Here is a 22,618-nt window from a genome sequence, read left to right on the forward strand (position 1 = left end):
GTTAACGCCGGATTAACCGCGGACTCCTAGCCTGTCTCGGCCGGGGTTACTCGCAAGGCCGAGGTGAGCCTAATGGAAGCCCAGAAGATCGCGGTCGACGCCGTTGTCGCGCTGACCGATTGCGACCGCAGCGCTGTCGTAGCCTTTATCCGCCAGCTCTATCTCGCCGGGGTGACCGACCCCAAACGCCTGACCTTCAAGGGTCTGCAGGCACTGTCGCGGGCGTAGCCGGCTGGTTTCGGCGGGCCATCCCTGCGCTCTCGCCAGTGCGACCGCAGCGCAGCGGTGAATATATTGCCGCTCGGCCCGGCTCAAGGTAGATGACGTCCTCAGCTAAGTCTCTGGGGAACGGGGATATGCTGAAACAGCTTTTTGCACCGCAACTTGTCATCCTTTATGTGCTTGCGGCCTCGACGATTTACGTTCACTTCCGCGGCAAGCAGCGATTGCGCTTTGCGCGCCAGCTCGGCGATCACTCGACCTATCTCGCGCCCTACAATGTGCTGATGTATGCGGGCTCGGCGGTGCCGAACAAGCCGGTGATCCCGGTCGAGCAATTTCCGGAGTTGAAGCCGCTCAGTGCGAACTGGGAGACGATCCGTGACGAGGCGGTGCGCCTGTTCGACGAAGGCTTCATCCGCGCGGCTGCGAAGAACAACGACTGGGGCTTCTACTCGTTCTTCAAGAGCGGCTGGAAGCGGTTTTACCTGAAATGGTATGACGACTTCCTGCCTTCGGCGCGCACGCTGTGCCCGAAGACGGTGGAGCTGCTCAACGCGATCCCGAGCGTGCACGGCGCGATGTTCGCGATGCTGCCGCCGGGCGGCAAACTCGGTGCCCATCGAGATCCGTTCGCGGGCTCGCTGCGCTACCACCTCGGGCTCGTCACGCCGAACTCGAGCAAGTGCCGCATCCTGGTCGACGGCGTCGAATGCGTCTGGCGTGACGGCGAGGCCTTCATGTTCGACGAGACCTTCATCCACAGCGCCGAGAATGCGACCGACGTCAACCGCATCATCCTGTTCTGCGACGTTGAGCGCCCGATGAAATTCGGCTTCATGACCGCGATCAACCGCTGGGTCAGCCATCACATCGTCAAGGCGTCGGCGACCCAGAACGTCGACGGCGAGAATGTCGGCGTGCTCAACAAGGTGTTCGGCAAGCTCTACGAGATCCACCTCGCCAGCCGCAAGGTCAAGGCATGGAATCGCAACGTCTATTATGCGCTGAAATACTCGCTGACCGCGCTGATCCTCGGCCTGATCGTGTTGTCCGCGCTGCGCTAAGTACGAATGCGTAGGGTGGATCAGCGAAGCGTAATCCACCATTCGGCATATCGGCGATTGACGATTCCCGTGTGGCACGATGCGTTGGCGGATTACGCTGCGCTAACCCGCCCTGCGATTTCTGCGGTGATCCCGCGCGTGTCTAGTGATGGTGTTTGTGCCCTGCGGAGCTATCAGGGCGCTGGTAGCCTCGCAGTTCTGCGTATCTTTGCATTTGGCTCTGATTGAGCAAGGCCGCGGTCGACAGGTAAGTCCATATCTTGCTGGAAGGTCTGTCCCATGGCAACAAGGCTTGCCGTGATCACGTAGCCGAAGATGGAGCAGGTGATGGCCCGCTTGCCGACCGCCGACAGCGAGACGAAGCAGTTCTTCCTGGCCTGGCTGGAAACCTTCGCGGGCTACGTCCGCGAGGTCGACTACGCCTCGGCGCGGCCGCTCTTCCATCCGGACGTGCTTGCCTTCGGCACGCATAACGACGTCATCCCCGGCCTCGATCAGTGGGTCTCGACGCAATGGGACAATGTCTGGCCGAAGACGACGGACTTCCGTTTTGTGCTCGATCAGACCTCGGTCCTGGCATCCCGCGACGGCACGATGGCCACGGTGATCGCGCCGTGGACGAGCACGGGCTATCATTCCGACGGCGGCGCCTTTCCGCGCCCGGGCCGTGCGACCATGATCTTTGCGAAGAATGCCGATGGCTGGCTGTGCGTGCATTCGCACATGTCGCTCAATCGCGGTGTGCCGCAGGTGAGCCACGCCAATCGGCCGGTGAAGGCCTGGTAGATCCACCCCGTCCGCCCGAAATGCAAAAGGCCCCGGACACGTCCGGGGCCTTTCGATTTCCGGATGTCGTGCGGCCTATTCAGGCTGGCCGATGCTCACCTTCAGCGTGCCGACGCCGTCGACGCCGCATTCGAGCTTGTCGCCGGGCTGGAGCTGGGAGACGCCGGCGGGGGTGCCCGTCATGATGATGTCGCCGGCGGCGAGCTTCACCTGCTGGGAGAGCTGCCAGATGATCTCGGGCACGTTCCAGATCAGCTCGGTCAGGTCGCCCTTCTGGGCTTCCTTGCCGTTGACCGTGAGCCAGATCTTGCCCTTGGCGGGATGGCCGATCTTGGAGGCCGGCTGAATCGCGGAGGACGGCGCGGAGCCGTCGAACGACTTGCCGATCTCCCAGGGACGCTCCTTCTTGCGCGAGGCGATCTGGAGGTCGCGGCGGGTGAGATCGATGCCGACGGCATAGCCATAGACGTGCTCCAGCGCCTTGTCGGCGGGAATGTTCAGGCCGCCGCTCTTCATCGCGACGATCAGCTCGACCTCGTGATGCAAATCCTTGGTCAGCGGCGGATAGGGAATGGTGGCGCCATCAGGCACCAGCATGTCGGCGTGCTTGGCGAAGAAGAACGGCGGGGCGCGCTCGTCATTGCCCATCTCGCGGATGTGCTCGAGATAGTTGCGGCCGACGCACCAGATGCGGCGCACCGGATAGCGGCCGCTTTCGCCGACGACGGGAAGCGAAGCCTGGGGCGGAAGCGGGATGACGTAGGAGGCGGCGTTCATGCGGGTCTCGCTGCTCTTGAGGTGAAGTGGAACTCTATGCGGTTGCGCTGATCGGCGCCAGAGCGCCGGCATCGTAGTGTTGCAGGCGGAAGAACGAGGCATAGCGGCCGCCGCGGCGGAGCAGCTCGTCATGCCGGCCCTGCTCGACGATCTCGCCGCCCTCGATCACCAGGATCGCGTCGGCATGCATGATGGTGTGCAGGCGATGCGCGATCACGATGGTGGTGCGGTTCTGGCAGAGATGCTCGATCGCCTCCTGCACCTGCCGCTCGGATTCGGAATCGAGCGCGGCGGTGGCTTCGTCCAACAGGATGATCGGTGCATTCTTGATCAGCGCGCGCGCCACGGCGATGCGCTGGCGCTGGCCGCCTGAAAGCTGCGTGCCGTGCTCGCCGACCGGCGTGTCGTAGCCGAGCGGAAAGCCCATGATGAAATCATGCGCGCAAGCCGCTTTCGCCGCCTCGGTGATCTCGTCCTCGCTCGCGCCTGGCCGGCCGAAAGCGATGTTGTTGCGGATGGTGTCGCGGAACAGATAGACGTCCTGCCCGACATAGGCGGTCTGCGCCCGCAGCGACTTGCGAGAGACTGCGCCGATCGACTGGCCGTCGATCACGATGTCGCCTTGCGTCACTTCATAGAAGCGGAGCAGCAGCGCCAGCACGGTCGACTTGCCGCCGCCGGAGGGGCCGACCAGCGCGGTGACCTTGCCGGGCTCGGCGGTAAAGCTCATCCGGTTGAGCACAGTCTCATTGGCGCGATAGGAGAAGCTGACGTCGCGCAGCTCGATCCGGGCGTCGGAGAGCTTCAGCGCCGGCTTGTCGTCGTCGGAGTGCTCGCTCGCCGGGCTGTCGACCACTTCGAGCAGCATGCGCGCGCCGACGAGCTGGCTGTTCAAATCGATGTTGAGCCGCGCCAGCCGCTTGGCCGGCTCGGTCGCCATCAGGAACGCGGTCATGAAGGAGAAGAACGCGCCCGGCGTGGCGTTGAGCGCGACCACGCTGTAGCCGCCATAGAGCAGGCAGCCGGCGACCGCGAAGCCGCCGAGCATCTCCATCAGCGGGTTGGAGCGGTTGGCGACGCGCGCCATCTTGTTGGCGTTGCGCTCGACGATGGCGATGTTCTCGTCGATGCGGCTCTGCATGGTGTCTTCGAGCGTGAAAGCCTTCACCGTGCGGATGCCTTGCAGCGATTCCTGCATGGTCTCCATGATGTCGGCCGTGCCGGTGAACTGGTTGTAGGCGAGGCCCTTGATACGCTTGACCAGCTTGCGCAGCACCAGCATCGCCGGCGGCACCACGACGAGGCCGATGAACGACATCACCGGGTCCTGCCACACCATCACGCCGATCATGGCGAGCAGCATCAACAGGTCGCGCCCGACAGCGTTGACCAGCATGTTGAGGACGTCGGTGATCGACTTGGCGCCGGCCGTCAGCCGGGCCAAGAATTCAGACGAATGCCGCTCGGAGAAGAAGCCGACGCTTTCGCGCATCAGTTTCGCGAACAGCTGGCGCTGGTTGGTGGCGAGGATGGCGTTGCTGATCTTGGTCAGGATCACCATGTGGCCGTAGGTCGCCACGCCCTTGATGAAGAGCAGGATCACCGTGATCCCGGAAAACATCGCGATGCCCGGGATGTTCTTGTCGACATAGGCCTGGTTGATGACCTGGCCGAGCACATAGGTCGCGCCTGCCGTTGCGCCCGCGGCGACCGCCATCAGCGCGAAGGCTACGAGGTAGCGCCGCCAATAGACGACCCCCTGTTCCGTGACCAGGCGGCGAATCAGGACCGCTGCCGCATAGGGATCGTCGGTGATTTTCTTTGGAAACTGGGCCATCCGGTGTCCATTGACGGCGCAGGACAAGCCTGCCCGCACGTCAGGGATCGAAGGGCCTCTGTGCCCGCTCAAGCGGGGTTTTTCAAGCCCAATTAAGGGCTTGCGCTCAGATGGAATCTAGGCCGAGGCGGCGTGGCGGAGCTCGCCATGGCGCTCATGGAACAGCTTGTCCTCCCACGCCAAAGCGTGGGCCGCGATGGTCTCGAGGTCCTCGTATTGCGGCTTCCAGTCCAGCAGGCCGCGGATGCGGCTGGTGTCGGCGACCATGGTCATGATGTCGCCGGGGCGCCGCGGGGCGTATTGCACGGCGAAGCTGCGGCCCGACACGCGGCGCACGGCGTCGATGGTCTCCAGCACCGAATAGCCGCGGCCATAGCCGCAATTGAGCGTCGTCGAGGCGCCGCCGTTGCGCAAATAGGCCAGCGCCGAACGATGCGCCTGCGAGAGGTCCGTGACGTGGATGAAGTCGCGGATGCAACTGCCGTCGGGGGTCGGATAGTCGGTGCCGAACACGTCGATCTTGGCGCGCTGGCCGGTCGCGGCCTCGACCGCGATCTTGAGCAGATGCGTGGCGCCGACGGTGGCAAGCCCGATGCGCGCCTGCGGATCGGCGCCGGCGACGTTGAAATAGCGCAGGGTGACGTACTGCATGCCGTAGGCGGCGGCGACGTCGTGCAGCATGATCTCGGTCATCAGCTTCGACGAGCCATAGGGCGACAACGGCCGCGTCGGCGCGTGCTCGGGCACCGGCACCTGGTCCGGATTGCCGTAGACGGCGGCGGTCGAGGAGAAGATGAAGCGGCCGATGCCGCGCTTCACCGCCACGTTGAGCAGGTTGCGCGCGGTCGTGAAATTGTTGCGGTAGTAGCCGAGCGGATCGCGCATCGAATCCGGCACGACCACCGAGCCTGCGAAATGGATGATGCTCTCGATGTTGTGCTGCGCGATCACGCCTTCGAGCAGGTTCTCGTCGCCGGCATCGCCGATGAACAGCGGCACGCCCTCGGGCAGATAGGCGGAGAAACCGGTCGAGAGATCGTCGATCACGACGACGTCCTCGCCGGCTTCCGCCAGCGCGAGGACCGTGTGACTTCCGATATAGCCGGCGCCGCCGGTGACTAGCACAGTCATGATCTCACCCGTCTTCGATCAACGCGCAAAGTTAGCTCTTGCGTGGTGAAGAGGGGGTATCGGCGCGGCTGAACTGGTCACTATGCTTAATGTTGCGTATAGGGACTTTGCGAAACGGAGCATGACGTGGCCAATTCCCCCGGCGATCTCGAAGTGATCGTGCCAAATCTGCACAGGCGCTATTCCGGGGTCACTGCGACCAACCGGATGGTGGCGCCGCGGCTGGCGAAACTGTACCGCGCCGCCTGGTTCGGCTCGCACGCGCCGGCTGGGATTGCGCGGCTGAGCGTTGCCGATTTCCTCAAGCTATGGCGCCGCAAGGCGCCGCTGATCTGGCATGCGCGGCGCAACAACGAGATGATCGCGGGTGTCGCGCTACGCGCGCTCGGCTGGCCGTTGAAACTCGTGTTCACCTCGGCGGCGCAGCGGCACCACAGCTGGATCACGCGCTGGCTGATCCGGCGCATGGACGCGATCATCGCGACGTCAGATCTCTCGGCTTCGTTTCTGAAAGTGCAGGCGACCGTGATCCCGCATGGCGTCGATACCGACATCTATGCGCCGCCGACCGACCGCGCTGTTGCGTTCACGGAGGCCGCGCTGCCCGGCCGTTACGCCATCGGCTGCTTTGGACGCGTGCGCGCGCAGAAGGGCACCGACGTGTTCGTCGACGCGATGTGCCGCCTGTTGCCGCGCTATCCCGATTTCACCGCCGTGATCGTTGGTCAGGTCACGGCCGAGCAGATGGCCTTTGCGAACGAGCTGAAAAAGCAGATCGAAGCGGCCGGCCTGCAATCGCGCATCGTCATCACCGGCGAGCTGCCGATCGAAGCGGTGCAGCGCTGGTACCAGCGGCTGACGATCTACGCCTTCACCTCGCGCAACGAGGGTTTTGGACTGACGCTGATCGAGGCGATGGCGGCCGGCAGCGCGCTCGTCGCCGCACGCGCCGGCGCGGCCGAGCTGGTGGTCGAGGATGGCGTGAGCGGCGTGCTGGTCCCGACCGGCGATGCCGATGCGCTGGCTGCGGCAGTGGAGCCGCTGATGCGCGATGTGGATGCCGCGACGACGATGGGCGAGAGGGGCCGAGCGCGGGTGCTCGCAAAGTTCAGCCTCGATGCGGAAGCGGCGCGGATCGGCGAGGTCTATCGGCCGCTGCTCTGAGCCACGCCGCGAGGGCCGAAAGCAAAAAACGCGAAAACAACCCCATGCACAGTAGCCGGGATGAGCGGAATCAATGGCTTGGCGATGGGTTCGTCCGGTTGCCGATTTAGCGGAAGTCGACTTTGTTCCCGTATGGGAATTTTCGATTAATCCCATTTCGGGAACATGCTATGGCAATGAACGTTATCGCAAGAAGGGCACTGAAGGTCTTCTGGGAGCGATACCCCAAGGCGCGGACCCCTTGGGGACTTGGTATGAGATCGTGTCCAAAGGCGATTGGAGCGGTCCGGCTGACTTGAAGAAGGCGTTCGGAAACAACGTGGACTTCGTTGGCGATAACAGAGCGATCTTCGACATCGGCGGCAACAAGTATCGCCTTGTGGTTCATTTCTCCTACACATTCAAAACTGCTCTCATCGAGTTCGTCGGCACGCACAAAGAATATGACGGAATAGACGCGGAGACCGTGTGATGATGGACGTAAGGCCTCTTCGCAATGAACAGGATTACGATTGGGCTATCGGCGAAGTATCTCGTTATTTCCAGGCCGAGCCGGCGCCTGGTACGCCCGATGGTGATCGCTTCGAAGTTTTGTCTTCACTCATCAAGGAATACGAAGACAATCACTTCGCGACCTCGCGCGGCGATCCAGTCGATGTTCTCCATTTCGCGATCGAGTCCATGGGACGGTCGCAGTCAGAGTTGGCGGGTCTGATTGGTCGCAACAGAGCGTCCGAGATCTTGAATCGTGTCCGTCCGCTGACGCTGGACATGATCCGCATCATCAGCAAGGAATGGAGCATTCCAATTGATGCTCTCACAGCTCCCTACGAACTGACGCGCGCGCATGCTTGATCTCATGCCCGGCTTCCGCGGGCGCCACGCTCAATTCTAAGCCGGCTTTCCAGCTTCCCCCAGCACCCGCTGTGCGATCGCCACCACCTCACTCGCTGCGATATCGCGCATGCAGCGGTGGTCGTTCACCTTGCATACCGTGCTTTGGCAGGGCTGGCAGGGCAGCACTTCCTTGTCCTGGACCACGGTCGCGGCGAGGCCGTTGAGGGGGGCCCAGAGATAGGGGCTGGTCGGGCCAAAGATGCCCATGGTGGGCGTGCCCAGGGCAGCTGCGATGTGCATCAGGCCGGAATCGTTGGAGATGGCGACGCCGGCCGCCGCCATGGCCAGCACGCCGTTGCGCAGATCGTTGCCGGTGAGGTCCCGCACGCCTGAGCCGCCGGCCGCGACGATCTCCTGGGCCAGCCCCTTTTCCGCGGGGCCGCCGACCACCCAGACCTCGAGGCCGCGCTCGACCAGCAGCCGGGCGGCCTCCGGATAATAGGTCCAGCGCTTTGAGACGCCGACCGAGCCGGGGGCCAGCGCCACCGCGGCGCCGGCGCCGATCCCGTTGGCCTGCCGCCAGCGGACGATGTCCTCGGCCGGGACCCGCAATTGCGGCACCGGCCATTCCGCCGGCAGCGGGGCGCCGTCGGGCTGGGCCAGGGCGGCGTTCTTATCGATGAAGCGCGGCAGCTTTTTCTCGCCCCAGCGCCAGCGGTTGAGCAGGCCGAACCGGAACTCGCCGACGAAGCCGACCCGTTCAGGAATGCCGGCGAGGGCGGGGGCGATGGCCGCCTTCCAGGTCCGGGGCAGCACCAGGGCCGTGCCGTAGTTCCGCTCGCGCAGGAGTTTCCCCAGGGCGAGCTGGCGGGCGACGGCGAGGCGTCCGCGCGGCAGGTCCCAGACGATCCCCTCGCGCACGCCGGGCATGTAATCGACCAGCGGGGCGCACACGGAGGTGGTCAGAAGATCGACCGGCCGGTTCGGCCAGCGCTCCTTGAGGACCCGGACAACGGTGTGATTCCGGACGAAATCGCCGATCCACATGTAGGGAATGATCAGAATCGGGCGGGTGTCGCTCCGATCTGCATCTCCGCTAAGTGTCGAATCTTGGTTCATTCGTTAATAGGGCCGAGACGATCTGATTGTGGCGGTTCGGTAGCCGCTCCAGGCCGGCAGGTAAAGCCGGCAGACCACTCAATCCCAAAACCGCTTACACTTTGGCGGCTCATGCGCTACGGCAGGACCGGGCCGCAAAGATCGGGCAGGGATTTCGGAATGTTGCTGGTGACCGGCGGGGCCGGTTTTATCGGGTCGAATGTCGTGGCCGCGCTCAATGACGCGGGCCGCAGCGACGTCGTGGTCTGCGATTTCCTGGGCAACGAGGGCAAGTGGCGGAACCTCGCCAAGCGCCAGCTTGTGGATATTGTCCCGCCGGCCGAGCTGATGGACTGGCTGAAGGGCCGCAAGCTCGAGGCTGTGATCCATCTCGGGGCGATTTCCGCGACCACCGCGACCGACGGCGACCTCGTGTTCGAAACCAATTTCCGCCTGTCGATGCGCCTGCTCGATTGGTGCACGGCGGGCGCGGTGCCGTTCATCTACGCCTCCTCGGCGGCAACCTATGGCGACGGTGAGACGGGATTTGACGACGACGCCTCGCTGCCGGCACTGAAGAAACTGCGGCCGATGAATCTCTACGGCTGGAGCAAGCACATGTTCGATCTCGCGGTCGCCGGGCGCGTAGCGAACGGCGATCCGCTCCCGCCGCAATGGGCGGGCCTGAAATTCTTCAACGTGTTCGGCCCCAACGAGTATCACAAGGGCTCGATGATGAGCGTGCTGGCGCGCCGCTTCGACGACGTCAAGGCAGGCCGCGTGGTGCAGCTGTTCAAGTCGCATCGCGAGGGCATCGCCGACGGCGATCAGCGCCGCGATTTCATCTATGTCGACGACGTCGTGCGCGTCGTGATGTGGCTGCTGGCGACGCCGTCAGTATCCGGCATCTTTAATGTCGGAACCGGCAAGGCGCGCAGCTTCAGGGATCTGATGTTGGCGGCCTATGCGGCGCTCGGCACCAGGCCCAACATCGAATATATCGACATGCCCGAGCAGATCCGCGGGGCCTACCAGTATTTCACCCAGAGCGAGGTCGATCGCCTGCACCGCGCCGGCTATAACGGCGGCTTCACGACGCTCGAGGATGCGGTGAAGGCCTATGTCGGGGATTACCTCGACCGGCCCGACCGCTTCCGCTGAGGCCTTTTGACCATGCCGACGCCCATTCTCGATTTCGACGCCCTCGCGCAGGCCATCTCAGGCCGCACGGTGCTGTGCATCGGCGACATCATGCTGGACGAGTTCGTCTATGGCGAGGTGTCGCGGATCTCGCCGGAAGCGCCGGCGCCCGTCATCGCGGCCCAGCGCAGCGAGATCCATATCGGCGGCGCCGGCAATGTCGCGCGCAATGTCGCCTCGCTGGGCGCGCGCTGCATCTTCGTCGGCCTCGTCGGCGAGGACGATGCCGGTGCACGGCTCAAGGCGGCGCTGGACGGGCACGCCGGCATCGAAAGCGTGCTGGTGTGCGATCCCTCGCGCCCGACCACGCGAAAAGTCCGCTTCGTCTCCGAGCATTTTTCCACGCACATGCTGCGCGCGGACTGGGAGCAGGCGGCGCCTGCTTCCGATGACATCGAGACGAAGCTGATCGAGGCGATCCTGCCGCAAATCGCGCGCGCCGACATCGTGCTGCTCTCGGACTACGCCAAGGGCGTGCTGACGGCGCGCGTCATCCGCCACACCATCGATGCCGCGCGAAAGCTCGGCAAGCCCGTCATCGTCGATCCCAAGAGCCTGAACTGGGCGATCTACCGCGGCGCCACGCTGCTGACGCCCAATCGCAAGGAGTTCTCTGAAGCGACCCGAAGCCGCGCCGAGACGGTGCAGAGCATCGTCGAGGCCAGCGAGGACGTGATGCGGCTCGCCGATTGCGAGGCGATCCTGGTCACCCAGGGCGAGCACGGCATGACGCTGGTGCCGCGCAATGGCGCGGCGGTTCACGTTCCGGCTTTTCCGGTGAAGGTGCGCGACGTCTCCGGCGCCGGTGACACCGTCGCCGCCGCGCTTGCGGTGTCGCTTGCTACAGGCGCGGACTGGGACACGGCGTTGCGCACGGCCAATGCCGCTGCCGCCGTCGCCGTCGGCAAGCAAGGCACCGCCAGCGTGAGCGCGGCCGAGCTGCGCCGAAAGATCCTGCCGCATGCCACTCTGGCGGCCGAGGAGAAAATCGTGCTCGAGCCGGCCGCACTCGATGCGCAGCTCGCCGAATGGAAAACGCAAGGCCAGCGCGTCGGCTTCACCAATGGCTGCTTCGACATCCTGCATCCCGGCCACGTCAAGGTGCTGACCGCGGCGCGCGCCGCCTGCGACCGCCTGATCGTGGGGCTCAACAGCGACGCCTCGGTGCGGCGGCTCAAGGGCGCCGAGCGGCCGGTCCAGGACGAGCGCGCGCGTGCCGAGGTGCTCGCCGCGCTCGAGGCCGTCGATCTCGTCGTCATCTTCGAGGAGGACACGCCGATCGACCTGATCACCCGGATCAAGCCCGGTGTGCTGGTGAAGGGCGGCGATTACACCCGCGAGCAGGTGGTCGGTCACGAGGTCGTCGAGGCCGCGGGCGGCACCGTCGTGCTGGTCGACATCCTGCAGGGCTTCAGCACGACGGCGCTGGTCCATCGCGCCCGGGGAGGGGGCAAGTGACGGCACTGGTACGCGAGACGACCGGCGGGATGTTGCTTCGCCGCCTGCGCAGCCCGGCGGCCTGGCGCGAGACCGTCGACATATTTGCGGTCCTGACCGCGGCTTCGCTGCCGTGGTCGACCTCGCTGGCGGGGATATTCAACGCGCTGATGCTGCTCTGCATGGTGCCGTTTCTCGACGTCCGCGCCTTCCTGCAATCCTTGAAGCGTCCGATCTGCGCGGCCCCGATCGCGCTGGTCCTGCTCGCGCTGGTGGGGACGCTGTGGTCGGACGCGAGCTGGGGCGCCCGCTTCTATGCGGTCAACCCGACCATCAAGCTGCTGGTGCTGCCGGTCCTGCTCTATCATTTCGAGCGCTCGCCGCGCGGACGCTGGATCTTCATCGCCTTCCTAGTGTCCTGCGCCCTGCTATCGGTGATGTCTTGGCTGGTTGCCTTCTACCCGAACCTCGCGCTCAAGACCGATCCGGCCGAGCGCGGCAACTTCGTCAAGAATTACATCGAGCAGAGCCAGGAATTCGCGCTTTGCGCGGTCGCGCTCGCCTATCCGATCGTGATGCTGCTGCTTGAGAAGCGATACTGGTTCGCCGGGCTGCTGACGGCGCTGGCACTGAGCTTCTTCGTCAACATGACGTTCGTCGTGGTGTCGCGCACCGCGCTCGTCACCGTTCCGATCATGTTCGGCGTGTTCGCGCTGCTTCATCTCAAATGGCGCAGCATCGGGCTCATCTCCGCCACATTGCTCGTCGCCGCTATTCTCGCCTGGCAGGCCTCGCCATATTTGCGCCATACCGCCGAGAGGTTTTCCGATGACTACACGCGCTATGTGGAAAAGGGCGAGCCGACCTCGCTCGGCCTGCGCCTCGAATTCTGGCGGAAGTCGCTCGGCTTCTTCGCCGAGGCGCCGATCAAGGGGCACGGCACCGGCTCGACGCGCGGATTGTTCGAACGCGTGGCGACGCCCGCCGGTCAGTACCAGGCGTCCGCCGAGGTGATCGGCAACCCGCATAACCAGACGCTGAACGTTGCCGTGCAATGGGGCGTGATCGGCATCGCCGTTCTCTACGCGATCTGGATATTGCATCTGCGCTTGTTTCGCGGCGACGGCCTTGCCAACTGGATCGGGCTCCTGGTGGTGGTGCAGAACGTCTTCACTTCGCTGTTCAACTCCCATCTGTTCGACTTCCACGAGGGCTGGATGTACGTCATCGGCGTCGGCGTTGCCGGGGGCATGGTGATCCGGGGGCAACAGGCCGAGGCGAAGACGGGGGAAGCCGGTTCCTGAAGGCCGCGCGGCTGGCAAGTCTGGTCCAGATGGGCTATCAGCGCGGTCAGGTTGCATCTAACTGGGTTTTCATCGGTCGGCGGATGACGCGTCTTTCGCATCTCACCTTGCGCAATTTCCTGATCGCGCTCCACGACCTGCTGGCGACCGCGGCGGCGCTTTTTGCCGCCTTCTATCTGCGATTCGAGGGTGGCGACGGCTTCTTCGACCGCCTGCCGCTGCTGTTCCAGATCCTGCCCTACTTCCTCGCCTTCGGCGTGGTCGTGTTCTTCATCTTCAACCTGACCACGACGAAGTGGCGCTTCATCTCGCTGCCTGACGCGCTGAACATCATCCGCGTCGCGACCGTGCTGACGGTCGCCCTGCTCGTGCTCGACTACATCTTCGTCGCCCCCAATGTCCGCGGCGCCTTCTTTCTCGGCAAGGTGACGATCGTCCTCTACTGGTTCCTCGAGATCTCGTTCCTCAGCGCGCTGCGAATAGCCTACCGCTACTTCCGCTATACGCGGGTGCGGCGTCACGCCAGGGGCGAGGAGGCCGCGCCGACGTTGCTGATCGGCCGCGCCGCGGATGCCGAGGTGCTCCTGCGCGGCATCGAGAGCGGGGCGATCAAGCGCATCTGGCCGGTCGGCGTGCTGTCGCCGTCGAGCTCGGATCGGGGCCAGTTTATCCGCAACGTGCCGGTGCTGGGCGGCATCGACGACGTCGAGGACGTCGTCGATGACTTTGCCAAGCGCAACAAGCCGATCGCGCGCCTCGTCATGACGCCCTCGGCATTCGAGCCGGAAGCGCGTCCGGAGTCGATCCTGATGCGGGCGCGCAAGCTGGGTGTGATCGTCAACCGGATGCCCTCGCTCGAGAGTGGCGATACGCCGCGGCTCACGGCCGTCGCGGTCGAGGACCTCCTGCTGCGGCCGAGCGAGACGATCGACTATGCGCGCCTGGAAGCGCTGATCAACGGCAAGGCGGTGATCGTCACTGGCGGCGGCGGCTCGATCGGGTCGGAGATCTGCGAGCGTGTCGTGGCCTTCGGCGCCGCGCGGCTGCTGATCGTGGAAAACTCCGAGCCCGCGCTCTATGCCATCACGGAAGCGCTCGCCGCGCGAGGCGCGGCCGCCGAGATTGAAGGGCGCATCGCCGACATCCGCGACCGCGAGCGCATCATGCGCCTGATGGCCGGGTTCAAGCCGGACATTGTATTCCACGCCGCCGCGCTCAAGCACGTGCCGATCCTCGAACGCGACTGGAGCGAGGGCGTCAAGACCAACATCTTCGGCTCGATCAACGTTGCGGATGGCGCCGTTGCCGCCGGCGCCGAAGCCATGGTGATGATTTCGACCGACAAGGCGATCGAGCCGGTGTCGATGCTCGGCCTGACCAAGCGCTTTGCGGAGATGTACTGCCAGGCGCTGGATCACGACCTCGCAGCCGGGGCGCACGGCGCCAAGCCGCCGATGCGGCTGATCTCGGTCCGGTTCGGCAACGTGCTGGCCTCGAATGGCTCGGTGGTGCCGAAATTCAAGGCTCAGATCGAGGCGGGCGGCCCGGTGACGGTGACGCATCCCGACATGGTCCGCTACTTCATGACCATCCGCGAGGCCTGCGATCTCGTCATCACCGCGGCCACGCATGCGCTCGGAACGCACCGTCCCGACGTCTCGGTCTACGTGCTCAACATGGGCCAGCCGGTGAAGATCGTCGATCTCGCCGAGCGCATGATCCGCCTTTCCGGACTGCAGCCCGGCTACGACATCGAGATCGTGTTCACGGGCATGCGGCCGGGCGAACGTCTGCACGAGATCCTGTTCGCTACCGAGGAGCCGACCCGCGAGATCGGCGTTGCCGGCATCATGGCCGCGCAGCCGAACGAGCCGCCGATGCAGACGTTGCGCAAATGGATCGCGGCGCTGGAGCAGGCGATCGCGCGCGACGATCGCGCCACCATCAGGACCATCCTGAAGGATGCGGTGCCCGAATTCGGGTCGACCGCAGCCTGATGACCATGCAGCCTCGGGGCAAGATCGTCGTCGCGAGCCAGCATTATCCGCCGGATACCAGCACGACGGCGGCCATCATGGCCGAAATCGCCTGCCGTCTCGCCGCCGAGCGCGAGGTCGTCGTGCTCTCGGGCTGGCCGGGCGCATTGCCGGCCTTGCAGACCGGCCCGGACAAGCCGCGCGTCAGGCCGAAGCGGGCTTGAGGACGCTGGCGCGCGACAACGACATGAAGATCTCGGTGATCCGGCCGCCGCTGGTCTATGGCGCGGGTGCCAAGGACAATTTTGCGCTGCTGATGCGCGCGGTCCAGCTCGGGTTGCCGCTGCCCGTTGCCGCGATCCGCAACCAGCGCGCCTTCCTTGCCGTGCAGAACCTGGCGTCGTTCATCCTGCGCCGGCTCGGCCATCCCGATCCCGCCAGCAATTTCGAGATATTCCTCGTCGCCGACAGGGAGCAGGTCTCGACGCCCGAATTCATCACCCGTCTGGCCGAAGCGTCCGGCAAGAACCTGCGGCTGTTCGGCGTGCCGCCGGGCCTGCTCAGCACGCTGCTCAATGTCATGGGCCGGCAGGATACGCATGACAGCCTGATCGGCTCGCTCGAGCTCAACATCTCCAAGGCGCTCGCGACCGGTTGGCAGCCGCAGGTCTCCCTCGACGAGGGGGTGCGGCTGGCGCTGTCGGCTCAGGATGCCTGAGGGCGGGAAAAGCGCCGCAGCACGAAGGCGACCGCGAACGCGCCTGCGATCACGGAGACGATCGTGACCGTCGTCGAGCCGGCGCGAACGCTGACGATGGCAAGCAATGCCAGCACGAGATTGAGTGCGAACACCTCGCCGATCACCTGCTTGACCGTGAAGCCATTGTCGGTGGCGCGCTGATAGAAGTGCGTGCGGTGTGCCGACCAGAATGGTTCGCGCCGCGCGATGCGCCGAAACAGCGTGATGGTGGAATCCGCAAGATAATAGGCCGGCAGCAGCAGCGCCGCGGCGGGCTGTCCGTGCCAGGCGAGCTCCAGCAGGCACCAGCCGAGCAAGAGGCCGATCGGCAGGCTGCCGACATCGCCCAGGAAGACCTTTGCGGCGGGACGGTTGAACGGCGCAAAGCCGAGCATGGCTCCGCACAGCGCGGTGGCGAGCAGCGCCGCGGACGGCGAGAGGTCGCCATACCATCCGAGCAATCCCAGCGCGGCCGTGACAGGCACCACCTCCGCCACGGTCATCAGGTCGAGCCCGTCCATGAAATTGACGAGGTTCACGAACCAGATGCCTGCGAGCAGGATGAGGCCGCGCTCGAGCGCGAGCGGCAGCGCCGGCACGATGCGCGCGGTCTCCGGTGTCGTGAAGACGACGGCGGCCACGGCTCCCGCCTGCAGCACGAGGCGGAGCAGCACGGGCAGGGGCCTGATGTCGTCGACGAGCCCGACCATCGCGATCACGACGGCGGAGCCGATCAGAGGCAAGGGAATCGCGCCGTAGGTCCAGGCCGCCCAGGAGGCAGCCACCAGCAGCGTGGCCGCGACAACCGCGATGCCCGCACCCTGCGGGGTTGGTATCTTGTGCGACGAGCGTGCGTTCGGACGCGCCAGTGCATAACGCTGCAGCAGCGGCATGCTCTGCCAGGTGACGCAGGCCGAGATCAGTGCAGCCAGCACGGCCGGCGCAAGCGCGAACAGCACCAGCCCGGCCGCAAGGTCCGGACCCGCGACGAGGGTCGTCACTCCGGTACTCCGATCGGCTTCGACCCCTGCGCGGCTTTCTCCGCGCTGAGGATCCAGACCAGGCCGCCGAACGCACCGACGATGAAGGACACGGCGCCGAACAGCAGCGAGACGTTGACGCCCTCGTTGGCGGCAAGTCCGGCGAAGCCGAACGCCAGGCCCATCGTGGCTTCACGCACGCCCCAGCCGGCAATCGAGATCGGCATCATCGTGATCAGCATCACGGGCGGGACCAGCAGAAACACGTCGCTGAAGCGAACCGGGGCCGCAATCGACTGCACGACGCACCAGGCGATGACGACGGCGAGCACGTGAACGAGCACCGACAGGATTGCGATGATCGGTCCGCGGCTGCGGCTGAAGATCACGCGGTTCGCGATCACGGCACAGGCGTGAATGTGATGCGTGGCCCACCAGGTCTTCAGCCAGCGCCATTTCAGAGCGCCGAAAACCAGGAAGCCGAGGCCGCCGGCGAGCGCCAGGAAATCGATGAGCAGCAGCGCCGAGCGCCCGTGCGGATCGGTGATGAGGGTGTAGCTCCAGGGCAGGCTCGCGACGATGAGAATCGCGAGCGCGATCAAGCCGATCGCGCGGTCGACGAAGATCGAATAGGTTGCCGCACGCCAGCCGGCGCCGGCGCGCGCCACCAGCCAGAGCCGGACCGCGTCGCCGCCGATCGCCGATGGCAGGGTCTGGTTGAAGAAGGAGCCGATCACGTTGTAGCGCATGGCGCGGCCGAGCTCGAGCGGCGCGCCGCAGACGGCGCTGATCTCGCGCCAGCGCAGCACGCCGACGAAGATCTGCAGGAAGGTGACCGCGATCGCGGCGCCGATCCAGAACAGGCTGGTCACGGTGAAGCGCGAAAACAATTCGGACAGATCGACCTTGCGCAGCGCCAGATAGAGCAGCGCCGCGGAAATCACGATTTTGGCCGTCGACAGCAGGATTCGGCGCATCTCGCCCGCATGAACAGGGTTTGCGAAGATTTGAGGCAACCCGACGCGAGCGCCGAATTCGGCCGCTTTGGTATGGTTTTGGCGCCGATCTTGCAATAGCCCTCGTGAGGCTCTCGTGAGCCCTCGTTGGGGGGCATTATGGAGCGCATACAGCGGGCCTATTGCGATCACCTTGAGGTGACGGCTAAACAGGATCGGGCTAGGGATCCCCAGGGAACAGGATGACGGATCAGGCGATTTTGGTCACCGGGGCCGCAGGCTTCATCGGCTTTCACGTCGCCCGGCACCTCTTGGGCGAAGGCCGCACCGTCGTCGGGCTCGACAACCTCAACAGCTATTACGATCCGGCACTGAAGCGGGCGCGCCTGGCACTGTTGCAGAGCGAGCCCCGCTTCTCCTTCGTCGAGGCCGATCTTGCCGACCGCGAGACGATGGCGGCGCTGTTTGCGCAACATCGTTTTACGGAGGTCGTGCATATGGCGGCGCAGGCCGGCGTGCGCTACTCGATCGAGCAGCCGCACGCTTATGCCGATTCCAATCTGTTGGGCTTTCTCAACGTGCTCGAAGGCTGCCGCAACAGCGGCTGTCGTCATCTCGTTTACGCCTCGTCATCCTCCGTTTATGGCGCCAACACAAAATTGCCATTTGCGGTTGCGGACCGGACCGACCATCCCGTGAGCTTCTACGCCGCGACCAAGAAGGCGAACGAGGTGATGGCGCAGTCCTACAGCCATCTCTATCGCTTGCCGGTCACGGGCCTGCGCTTCTTTACCATTTACGGGCCATGGGGACGGCCCGACATGGCCATGTTTCTGTTCGTAAACGCCATCATGGCGGGCAAGCCGATCCGGCTGTTTAACCATGGCCGAATGCGTCGCGACTTCACCTATGTTGATGATGTCACACGTGTAGTATCCAAGCTGCTCGATCTTGTGCCTGCGGACGATCCGGCTGCCGCAAATGCGCCGTTTAAGCTCTACAATGTCGGCAATCACCATCCGGAGGAACTGATGCACGTCGTCGGTCTTCTGGAGCGGGAGCTGGGCCGGACGGCGATCAAAGAATTGCTGCCGATGCAGCCGGGAGATGTGCTGGAAACGTTCGCGGATGTCGAGGATCTGATGCGCGACACCGGCTTTGCACCGTCAACGCCGATCGAGCATGGGGTCCATAATTTTGTCACCTGGTATCGGGACTACTTCAAGGTTTGAGATGACGATGGACAAACGCATTATCCCCCTGATCATGTGCGGCGGTGCCGGCACGCGGCTGTGGCCGGCTTCGCGCGAGGTGCGGCCAAAACAGTTCCTGCCGCTGTTCGGCACGCGCTCGACTTTCCAGGACACGCTGCTGCGCGTCTCCGATCCTTCCCTGTTCGACCGGCCGATCGTCATCACCAATGCGTCCTATCGCTTCATGGTGCTGGAGCAGCTCGCCGAGATCGGCATCGAGGCCGACGTGATCCTCGAGCCGATGCGGCGCGATTCAGGACCTGCGATCGCGGCCGGCGCCGTGTTCGCGCAGAACCGCGCCAGTGAAGCCATCGTGCTCGCGCTCGCCGCCGACCACGTCGTGCAGGACAATGCCGCTTTCGTTGCCGCATGCCGCGAGGGCCGTAACGCCGCGAGCACCGGCCGTATCGTCACCTTCGGCGTCAAGCCGGAGCGGCCCGCGACCGAATACGGCTATATCAACCCGGGCGAGGTGATCTCCGGCGAGGTGCATGCGGTCGCGCGCTTCGTCGAGAAGCCGGACGCGGTGAAGGCCTCCGACTACGTCAATTCGGGCTATCTCTGGAACAGCGGCAACTTCATGTTCCCGGCCAGCGTGCTGCTCGATGAGTATCGCAGGGTCGATGCAGGAAGCGTCGAAGCCGTCACCAACGCGGTCAACAATGCCGGGCGCGATCTCGGCTTCGTCACGCTGGAGCCCGAGGCGTTCGGCGCGGCCAAGGCGATCTCGATCGACTATGCCGTGATGGAGAAGACCTCGCGCGCCGCGGTCGTGCCGGTGTCGTGCGGCTGGTCCGATGTCGGCTCCTGGCACGCGGTGTGGGAGCTCTCCGACAAGGATGCGCAGGGCAATGCCTCGCACGGCGCCGCGGTGTTCGAAGACTCCCGCAACTGCAACGTCACCACCGACCAGGCGCTGGTCGCGCTCGAGGGCGTCGACGATCTCGTCGTGGTCGCGACCGCGGATGCGGTGCTGGTCTCGCGCCAGAAGGATGCCAATGGCCTGAAGCGTCTCGTCACCAAGTTGAAGGCGGTCGCGCCGAAGGTCACCGAGGAGCATCTCAAGGTGCATCGGCCCTGGGGCAGCTATCAGTCCGTCGACAATGGCGAGCGCCACCAGGTCAAGCGCATCGTGGTGAAGCCGGGCGGGCGGCTGTCGCTGCAGAAGCACCATCATCGCGCCGAGCACTGGATCGTGGTCCGCGGCGCCGCCCGCGTCACCGTCAACGAGGTCGTGAAGACCGTGCACGAGAACGAGTCGATCTACATCCCGATGGGCGCCGTGCACCGGATGGAGAACCCCGGTAAAATCATGCTGGAACTGATCGAGGTCCAGACTGGAAGCTATCTCGGGGAAGACGACATCATCCGGATTGAAGACGACTATCAAAGGTCGTAACCAGCAAACTCCGAATCACGTGGCCCGGGCCAAAGTCGCGATATTTTTCGGCTTAAGGCCCGGGGAACGTGTAACTTTTTGAATCAAATCGTGTCCGGGCCGCCAAGGCGGCATTCGCCACAAATGTGGCGTCCGTGCTAGAAGCGCGCCGGGGATTTGCGTTGAATCGGGGTTTACTCAGATGAGTTCCAAAGGGTCTGCACCGGCAAAGGCCGGCTTGCGCGTCGGCGTCATTGGCGCTGGCGTGATGGGGAGCAACCACGCGCGCGTGCTTGCGGGTCTTCCCGGCGTCAGCCTCGTCGGCGTCGTCGATCCTTCGCCGGCACATCGCACACGCGCGACGGAACTTGCCAATTGCGCAAGCTTCGAGACGCTCGACCAGCTCTTCGCCGAAGGCGTCGACGCCGTCACCATCGCAGCTCCCACCCATCTGCATCACGAGGTCGCGCTCGCCTGCATCGCCAGGAACATTCATGTTCTGGTCGAGAAGCCGATCGCATCCACGGTGGAGGAGGGCCGCGAGATCGTCGCTGCCGCGCAAAAGGCCGGCGTCACGCTGATGGTCGGCCATGTCGAGCGCTTCAATCCGGCGGTTGCCGCCGTCAAGCAGGCGATCGCTGGCGAAGACATTCTTTCCATCGCGATCACGCGCGTCGGCCCGTTCCCGCCGCGCATGTCCAATGTCGGCGTCGTCATCGACCTCGCCGTGCACGACATCGACCTGATCCGCTGGTTCACCGAATCCGACATCGTCGAGGTGCAGCCGCAATTGTCGAGCGCGGTCGCCGAGCGCGAGGACATCGCGCTGCTACAGTTCCGCACCGAGAGCGGCGTGCTCGCCCACATCAACACCAACTGGCTGACGCCGTTCAAGGCGCGCAGCGTCACGGTCGCGACGCGCGGCAAATACGTGATGGGCGATCTGCTCACGCGCCAGGTCACCGAGTGCTTCGGCTTCAAGCCGGACGGCAGCTACTCGATGCGGCATCTGCCGGTCGGACATGACGAGCCGCTCCGTGCCGAGCTGATCGCGTTCCTCAAGGCGGTGCGCAACGGCGAGACGCCGGCGGTCACCGGCGACGAAGGCGTCGCCAGCCTCGAGATCGCGACGCAGTGCCTGGAGACGCCGTCGCGGCCCGCGGCCAAATCGCCCGCCCTCAAGGGCCCGCGCCGCGTCGCCGGCTGAACCCTTCATCCATGTCGACCATTCAAGAAGGCGCCAAGAGCCAGGTCATGAACCAGCATCTGCGTTCCGAACCCATTCCCTTCATCGACGTCGCCTCGCAGCGCCGCCGGCTCGGCGCTTCGCTGGATGCCGCGGTCAAGCGCGTTCTCGACCACTGCCAGTTCGTCAATGGCCCTGAAGTCGCCGAGCTCGAGAAGCAGCTCGCGACTTATAGCGGTGCCAAGCACGTGATCGGCTGCGCCAGCGGCACCGACGCACTTCTCATGGTGCTGATGGCAAAGAACGTCGGTCCCGGCGATGCCGTGCTGTGTCCGTCCTTCACCTTCATCGCGACCGCGTCGCCGGCGGCCCGGATGGGCGCGACCCCTGTCTACGTCGATGTCGACGAGACGACCTTCAACATGAGCCCGGAGTCGCTCAAGCGCGGCATCGCAACCGCCCGCAAGGCCGGCCTGAAGCCGGTTGCGGTCATTCCGGTCGATCTGTTCGGCCAGCCCGCCGACCACGATGCCATCGCCGAGATCGCCAGGGCCGAAGGCCTGTTCGTGATCGACGACGCCGCGCAAGGGTTTGGTGCGAGCTACAGGGGCCGCAAGCTCGGCACCTTCGGGCTCGCCACCACGACCAGCTTTTTCCCCGCAAAGCCGCTCGGCTGCTTCGGCGACGGCGGCGCGATCTTCACCGATGACGACGATCTCGCGGCCACCTTGCGCAGCATCCGCGTGCACGGGCAGGGCGTCGACAAGTACGACAACGTCCGCCTCGGCCTGACCGGCCGGCTCGACACCATGCAGGCCGCGATCCTCATCGAGAAGCTGAAGATCTTCGACGACGAGATCGCCGCCCGCAACAAGGTCGCCGAGCGCTACGCGCGGGGCCTGAGCAACGTCGTCACCGTGCCGCGCCTGGCACCCGGCAACACCTCGGTCTGGGCGCAGTACACGATCCGCCTCCCTGAGGGCACCGACCGCGACGGCTTCGCTGCCGCGCTGAAAGCCCAGGGCGTGCCGACCGCGATCTATTACGGCAAGTCGATGCATCAGCAGACCGCCTACAAGCAATATCCGGTCGCCGAGGGCGGCCTGCCCGGTTGCGAGAGCCTGTCGCAGGACGTCATCAGCCTGCCGATGCACGCCTATCTGACCGAAGCCGATCAGGAGCGAATCATCGCCGCCGTCCGCGGCGCGATTGCGGGCTGATCGCTTACCCTCTCCCCCTGTGGGAGAGGGTGGCTCGCCGCATAGCGGCGAGACGGGTGAGGGGTCTCTCTCT

At 64.9% G+C, this 22,618-nt stretch carries 21 protein-coding genes and 1 pseudogene; 16 read left to right on the forward strand and 6 right to left on the reverse strand.

Annotated features, from left to right (window positions below):
- Positions 1 to 72 precede the first annotated feature (72 nt).
- The 3 genes from BM190_RS40720 to BM190_RS28715 all read left to right on the forward strand — a co-directional run bounded on the left by BM190_RS40720 (position 73) and on the right by BM190_RS28715 (position 2,072).
- Positions 73 to 228, forward strand: a complete 156-nt coding sequence (locus BM190_RS40720; RefSeq protein ID WP_018317399.1) for a hypothetical protein — start codon at positions 73 to 75, stop codon at positions 226 to 228.
- 128 nt (positions 229 to 356) lie between these two features.
- Entirely contained in the window at positions 357 to 1,286 is a 930-nt protein-coding gene (locus BM190_RS28710) for an aspartyl/asparaginyl beta-hydroxylase domain-containing protein (RefSeq protein ID WP_092261080.1), read from the forward strand.
- Positions 1,287 to 1,613: 327 nt separating this feature from the next.
- Entirely contained in the window at positions 1,614 to 2,072 is a 459-nt protein-coding gene (locus BM190_RS28715; RefSeq protein ID WP_092261215.1) for a YybH family protein, read from the forward strand.
- 75 nt (positions 2,073 to 2,147) lie between these two features.
- Here BM190_RS28715 and BM190_RS28720 read toward each other — a convergent pair whose 3' ends face one another.
- From BM190_RS28720 to galE, 3 genes are all read right to left on the reverse strand, one after another.
- On the reverse strand, positions 2,148 to 2,849 hold the full coding sequence (locus tag BM190_RS28720) for a fumarylacetoacetate hydrolase family protein (protein WP_092261081.1): 702 nt from the start codon (positions 2,847 to 2,849) through the stop codon (positions 2,148 to 2,150).
- Positions 2,850 to 2,883: 34 nt separating this feature from the next.
- A complete protein-coding gene (locus BM190_RS28725) occupies positions 2,884 to 4,686 on the reverse strand; it encodes an ABC transporter ATP-binding protein (RefSeq protein WP_018317395.1) in 1,803 nt (600 codons plus the stop codon).
- 117 nt (positions 4,687 to 4,803) lie between these two features.
- Positions 4,804 to 5,817 (reverse strand): UDP-glucose 4-epimerase GalE, encoded by a 1,014-nt coding sequence (gene galE, locus BM190_RS28730; protein WP_091959059.1) that lies wholly within the window; start codon positions 5,815 to 5,817, stop codon positions 4,804 to 4,806.
- Between the two features lie 126 nt (positions 5,818 to 5,943).
- Here galE and BM190_RS28735 point away from each other — a divergent pair, with 126 nt between their 5' ends.
- The 3 genes from BM190_RS28735 to BM190_RS28745 all read left to right on the forward strand — a co-directional run bounded on the left by BM190_RS28735 (position 5,944) and on the right by BM190_RS28745 (position 7,836).
- Positions 5,944 to 6,981: a glycosyltransferase family 4 protein gene (locus BM190_RS28735; RefSeq protein WP_092261083.1), complete on the forward strand. Its 1,038-nt coding sequence runs from the start codon at positions 5,944 to 5,946 to the stop codon at positions 6,979 to 6,981.
- 73 nt (positions 6,982 to 7,054) lie between these two features.
- Positions 7,055 to 7,453 (forward strand): type II toxin-antitoxin system HigB family toxin, encoded by a 399-nt coding sequence (locus tag BM190_RS28740; RefSeq protein WP_502687012.1) that lies wholly within the window; start codon positions 7,055 to 7,057, stop codon positions 7,451 to 7,453.
- The gene (locus tag BM190_RS28745; protein ID WP_026201841.1) at positions 7,453 to 7,836 is read left to right on the forward strand and encodes a helix-turn-helix domain-containing protein; all 384 of its coding nucleotides are present in this window, start codon (positions 7,453 to 7,455) and stop codon (positions 7,834 to 7,836) included. Before BM190_RS28740 ends, BM190_RS28745 begins: the two co-directional genes overlap by 1 nt.
- A gap of 36 nt (positions 7,837 to 7,872) precedes the next feature.
- On the opposite strand, the gene waaF is transcribed toward BM190_RS28745, so the two are convergent.
- The gene (gene waaF / locus BM190_RS28750) at positions 7,873 to 8,937 is read right to left on the reverse strand and encodes a lipopolysaccharide heptosyltransferase II (protein ID WP_092261085.1); all 1,065 of its coding nucleotides are present in this window, start codon (positions 8,935 to 8,937) and stop codon (positions 7,873 to 7,875) included.
- Positions 8,938 to 9,096: 159 nt separating this feature from the next.
- On the opposite strand from waaF, the gene rfaD reads away from it, so the two are divergent.
- The 6 genes and pseudogenes from rfaD (at position 9,097) to BM190_RS28780 (ending at position 15,551) form a co-directional block, all read left to right on the forward strand.
- On the forward strand, positions 9,097 to 10,077 hold the full coding sequence (rfaD, locus tag BM190_RS28755; RefSeq protein WP_092261087.1) for an ADP-glyceromanno-heptose 6-epimerase: 981 nt from the start codon (positions 9,097 to 9,099) through the stop codon (positions 10,075 to 10,077).
- A gap of 12 nt (positions 10,078 to 10,089) precedes the next feature.
- Entirely contained in the window at positions 10,090 to 11,574 is a 1,485-nt protein-coding gene (gene rfaE1 / locus BM190_RS28760; RefSeq protein ID WP_092261088.1) for a D-glycero-beta-D-manno-heptose-7-phosphate kinase, read from the forward strand.
- On the forward strand, positions 11,571 to 12,857 hold the full coding sequence (locus tag BM190_RS28765) for an O-antigen ligase family protein (RefSeq protein WP_092261090.1): 1,287 nt from the start codon (positions 11,571 to 11,573) through the stop codon (positions 12,855 to 12,857). Before rfaE1 ends, BM190_RS28765 begins: the two co-directional genes overlap by 4 nt.
- An 83-nt stretch (positions 12,858 to 12,940) precedes the next feature.
- A complete protein-coding gene (locus BM190_RS28770) occupies positions 12,941 to 14,854 on the forward strand; it encodes an SDR family NAD(P)-dependent oxidoreductase (protein ID WP_177237349.1) in 1,914 nt (637 codons plus the stop codon).
- A pseudogene (locus BM190_RS41270) lies at positions 14,752 to 15,039 on the forward strand (glycosyltransferase family 4 protein); the annotation flags it as partial. The gene BM190_RS28770 and the pseudogene BM190_RS41270, both read left to right, overlap by 103 nt.
- A 14-nt stretch (positions 15,040 to 15,053) precedes the next feature.
- Entirely contained in the window at positions 15,054 to 15,551 is a 498-nt protein-coding gene (locus BM190_RS28780) for a Rossmann-fold NAD(P)-binding domain-containing protein (RefSeq protein WP_244550758.1), read from the forward strand.
- Here the strand turns inward: BM190_RS28780 and BM190_RS28785 are convergent.
- Complete coding sequence (locus BM190_RS28785) at positions 15,539 to 16,573, reverse strand: MraY family glycosyltransferase (protein ID WP_409362355.1); 1,035 nt, start codon at positions 16,571 to 16,573, stop codon at positions 15,539 to 15,541. The two genes, BM190_RS28780 and BM190_RS28785, sit on opposite strands and share 13 nt — an antisense overlap.
- The gene (locus tag BM190_RS28790; protein WP_018317383.1) at positions 16,570 to 17,529 is read right to left on the reverse strand and encodes a lysylphosphatidylglycerol synthase transmembrane domain-containing protein; all 960 of its coding nucleotides are present in this window, start codon (positions 17,527 to 17,529) and stop codon (positions 16,570 to 16,572) included. Before BM190_RS28790 ends, BM190_RS28785 begins: the two co-directional genes overlap by 4 nt.
- A gap of 221 nt (positions 17,530 to 17,750) precedes the next feature.
- Between BM190_RS28790 and BM190_RS28795 the strand changes: the two genes are divergently transcribed.
- From BM190_RS28795 to BM190_RS28810, 4 genes are all read left to right on the forward strand, one after another.
- Positions 17,751 to 18,740, forward strand: a complete 990-nt coding sequence (locus BM190_RS28795; protein ID WP_092261096.1) for an NAD-dependent epimerase — start codon at positions 17,751 to 17,753, stop codon at positions 18,738 to 18,740.
- Between the two features lie 7 nt (positions 18,741 to 18,747).
- Complete coding sequence (locus BM190_RS28800; protein ID WP_177237350.1) at positions 18,748 to 20,160, forward strand: mannose-1-phosphate guanylyltransferase/mannose-6-phosphate isomerase; 1,413 nt, start codon at positions 18,748 to 18,750, stop codon at positions 20,158 to 20,160.
- Positions 20,161 to 20,341: 181 nt separating this feature from the next.
- The gene (locus BM190_RS28805) at positions 20,342 to 21,346 is read left to right on the forward strand and encodes a Gfo/Idh/MocA family protein (RefSeq protein ID WP_018317380.1); all 1,005 of its coding nucleotides are present in this window, start codon (positions 20,342 to 20,344) and stop codon (positions 21,344 to 21,346) included.
- Positions 21,347 to 21,357: 11 nt separating this feature from the next.
- A complete protein-coding gene (locus BM190_RS28810) occupies positions 21,358 to 22,545 on the forward strand; it encodes a DegT/DnrJ/EryC1/StrS family aminotransferase (protein ID WP_283806128.1) in 1,188 nt (395 codons plus the stop codon).
- Positions 22,546 to 22,618 lie beyond the last annotated feature (73 nt).

Source organism: Bradyrhizobium sp. Rc3b (assembly GCF_900114915.1).
Lineage (GTDB): Bacteria > Pseudomonadota > Alphaproteobacteria > Rhizobiales > Xanthobacteraceae > Bradyrhizobium.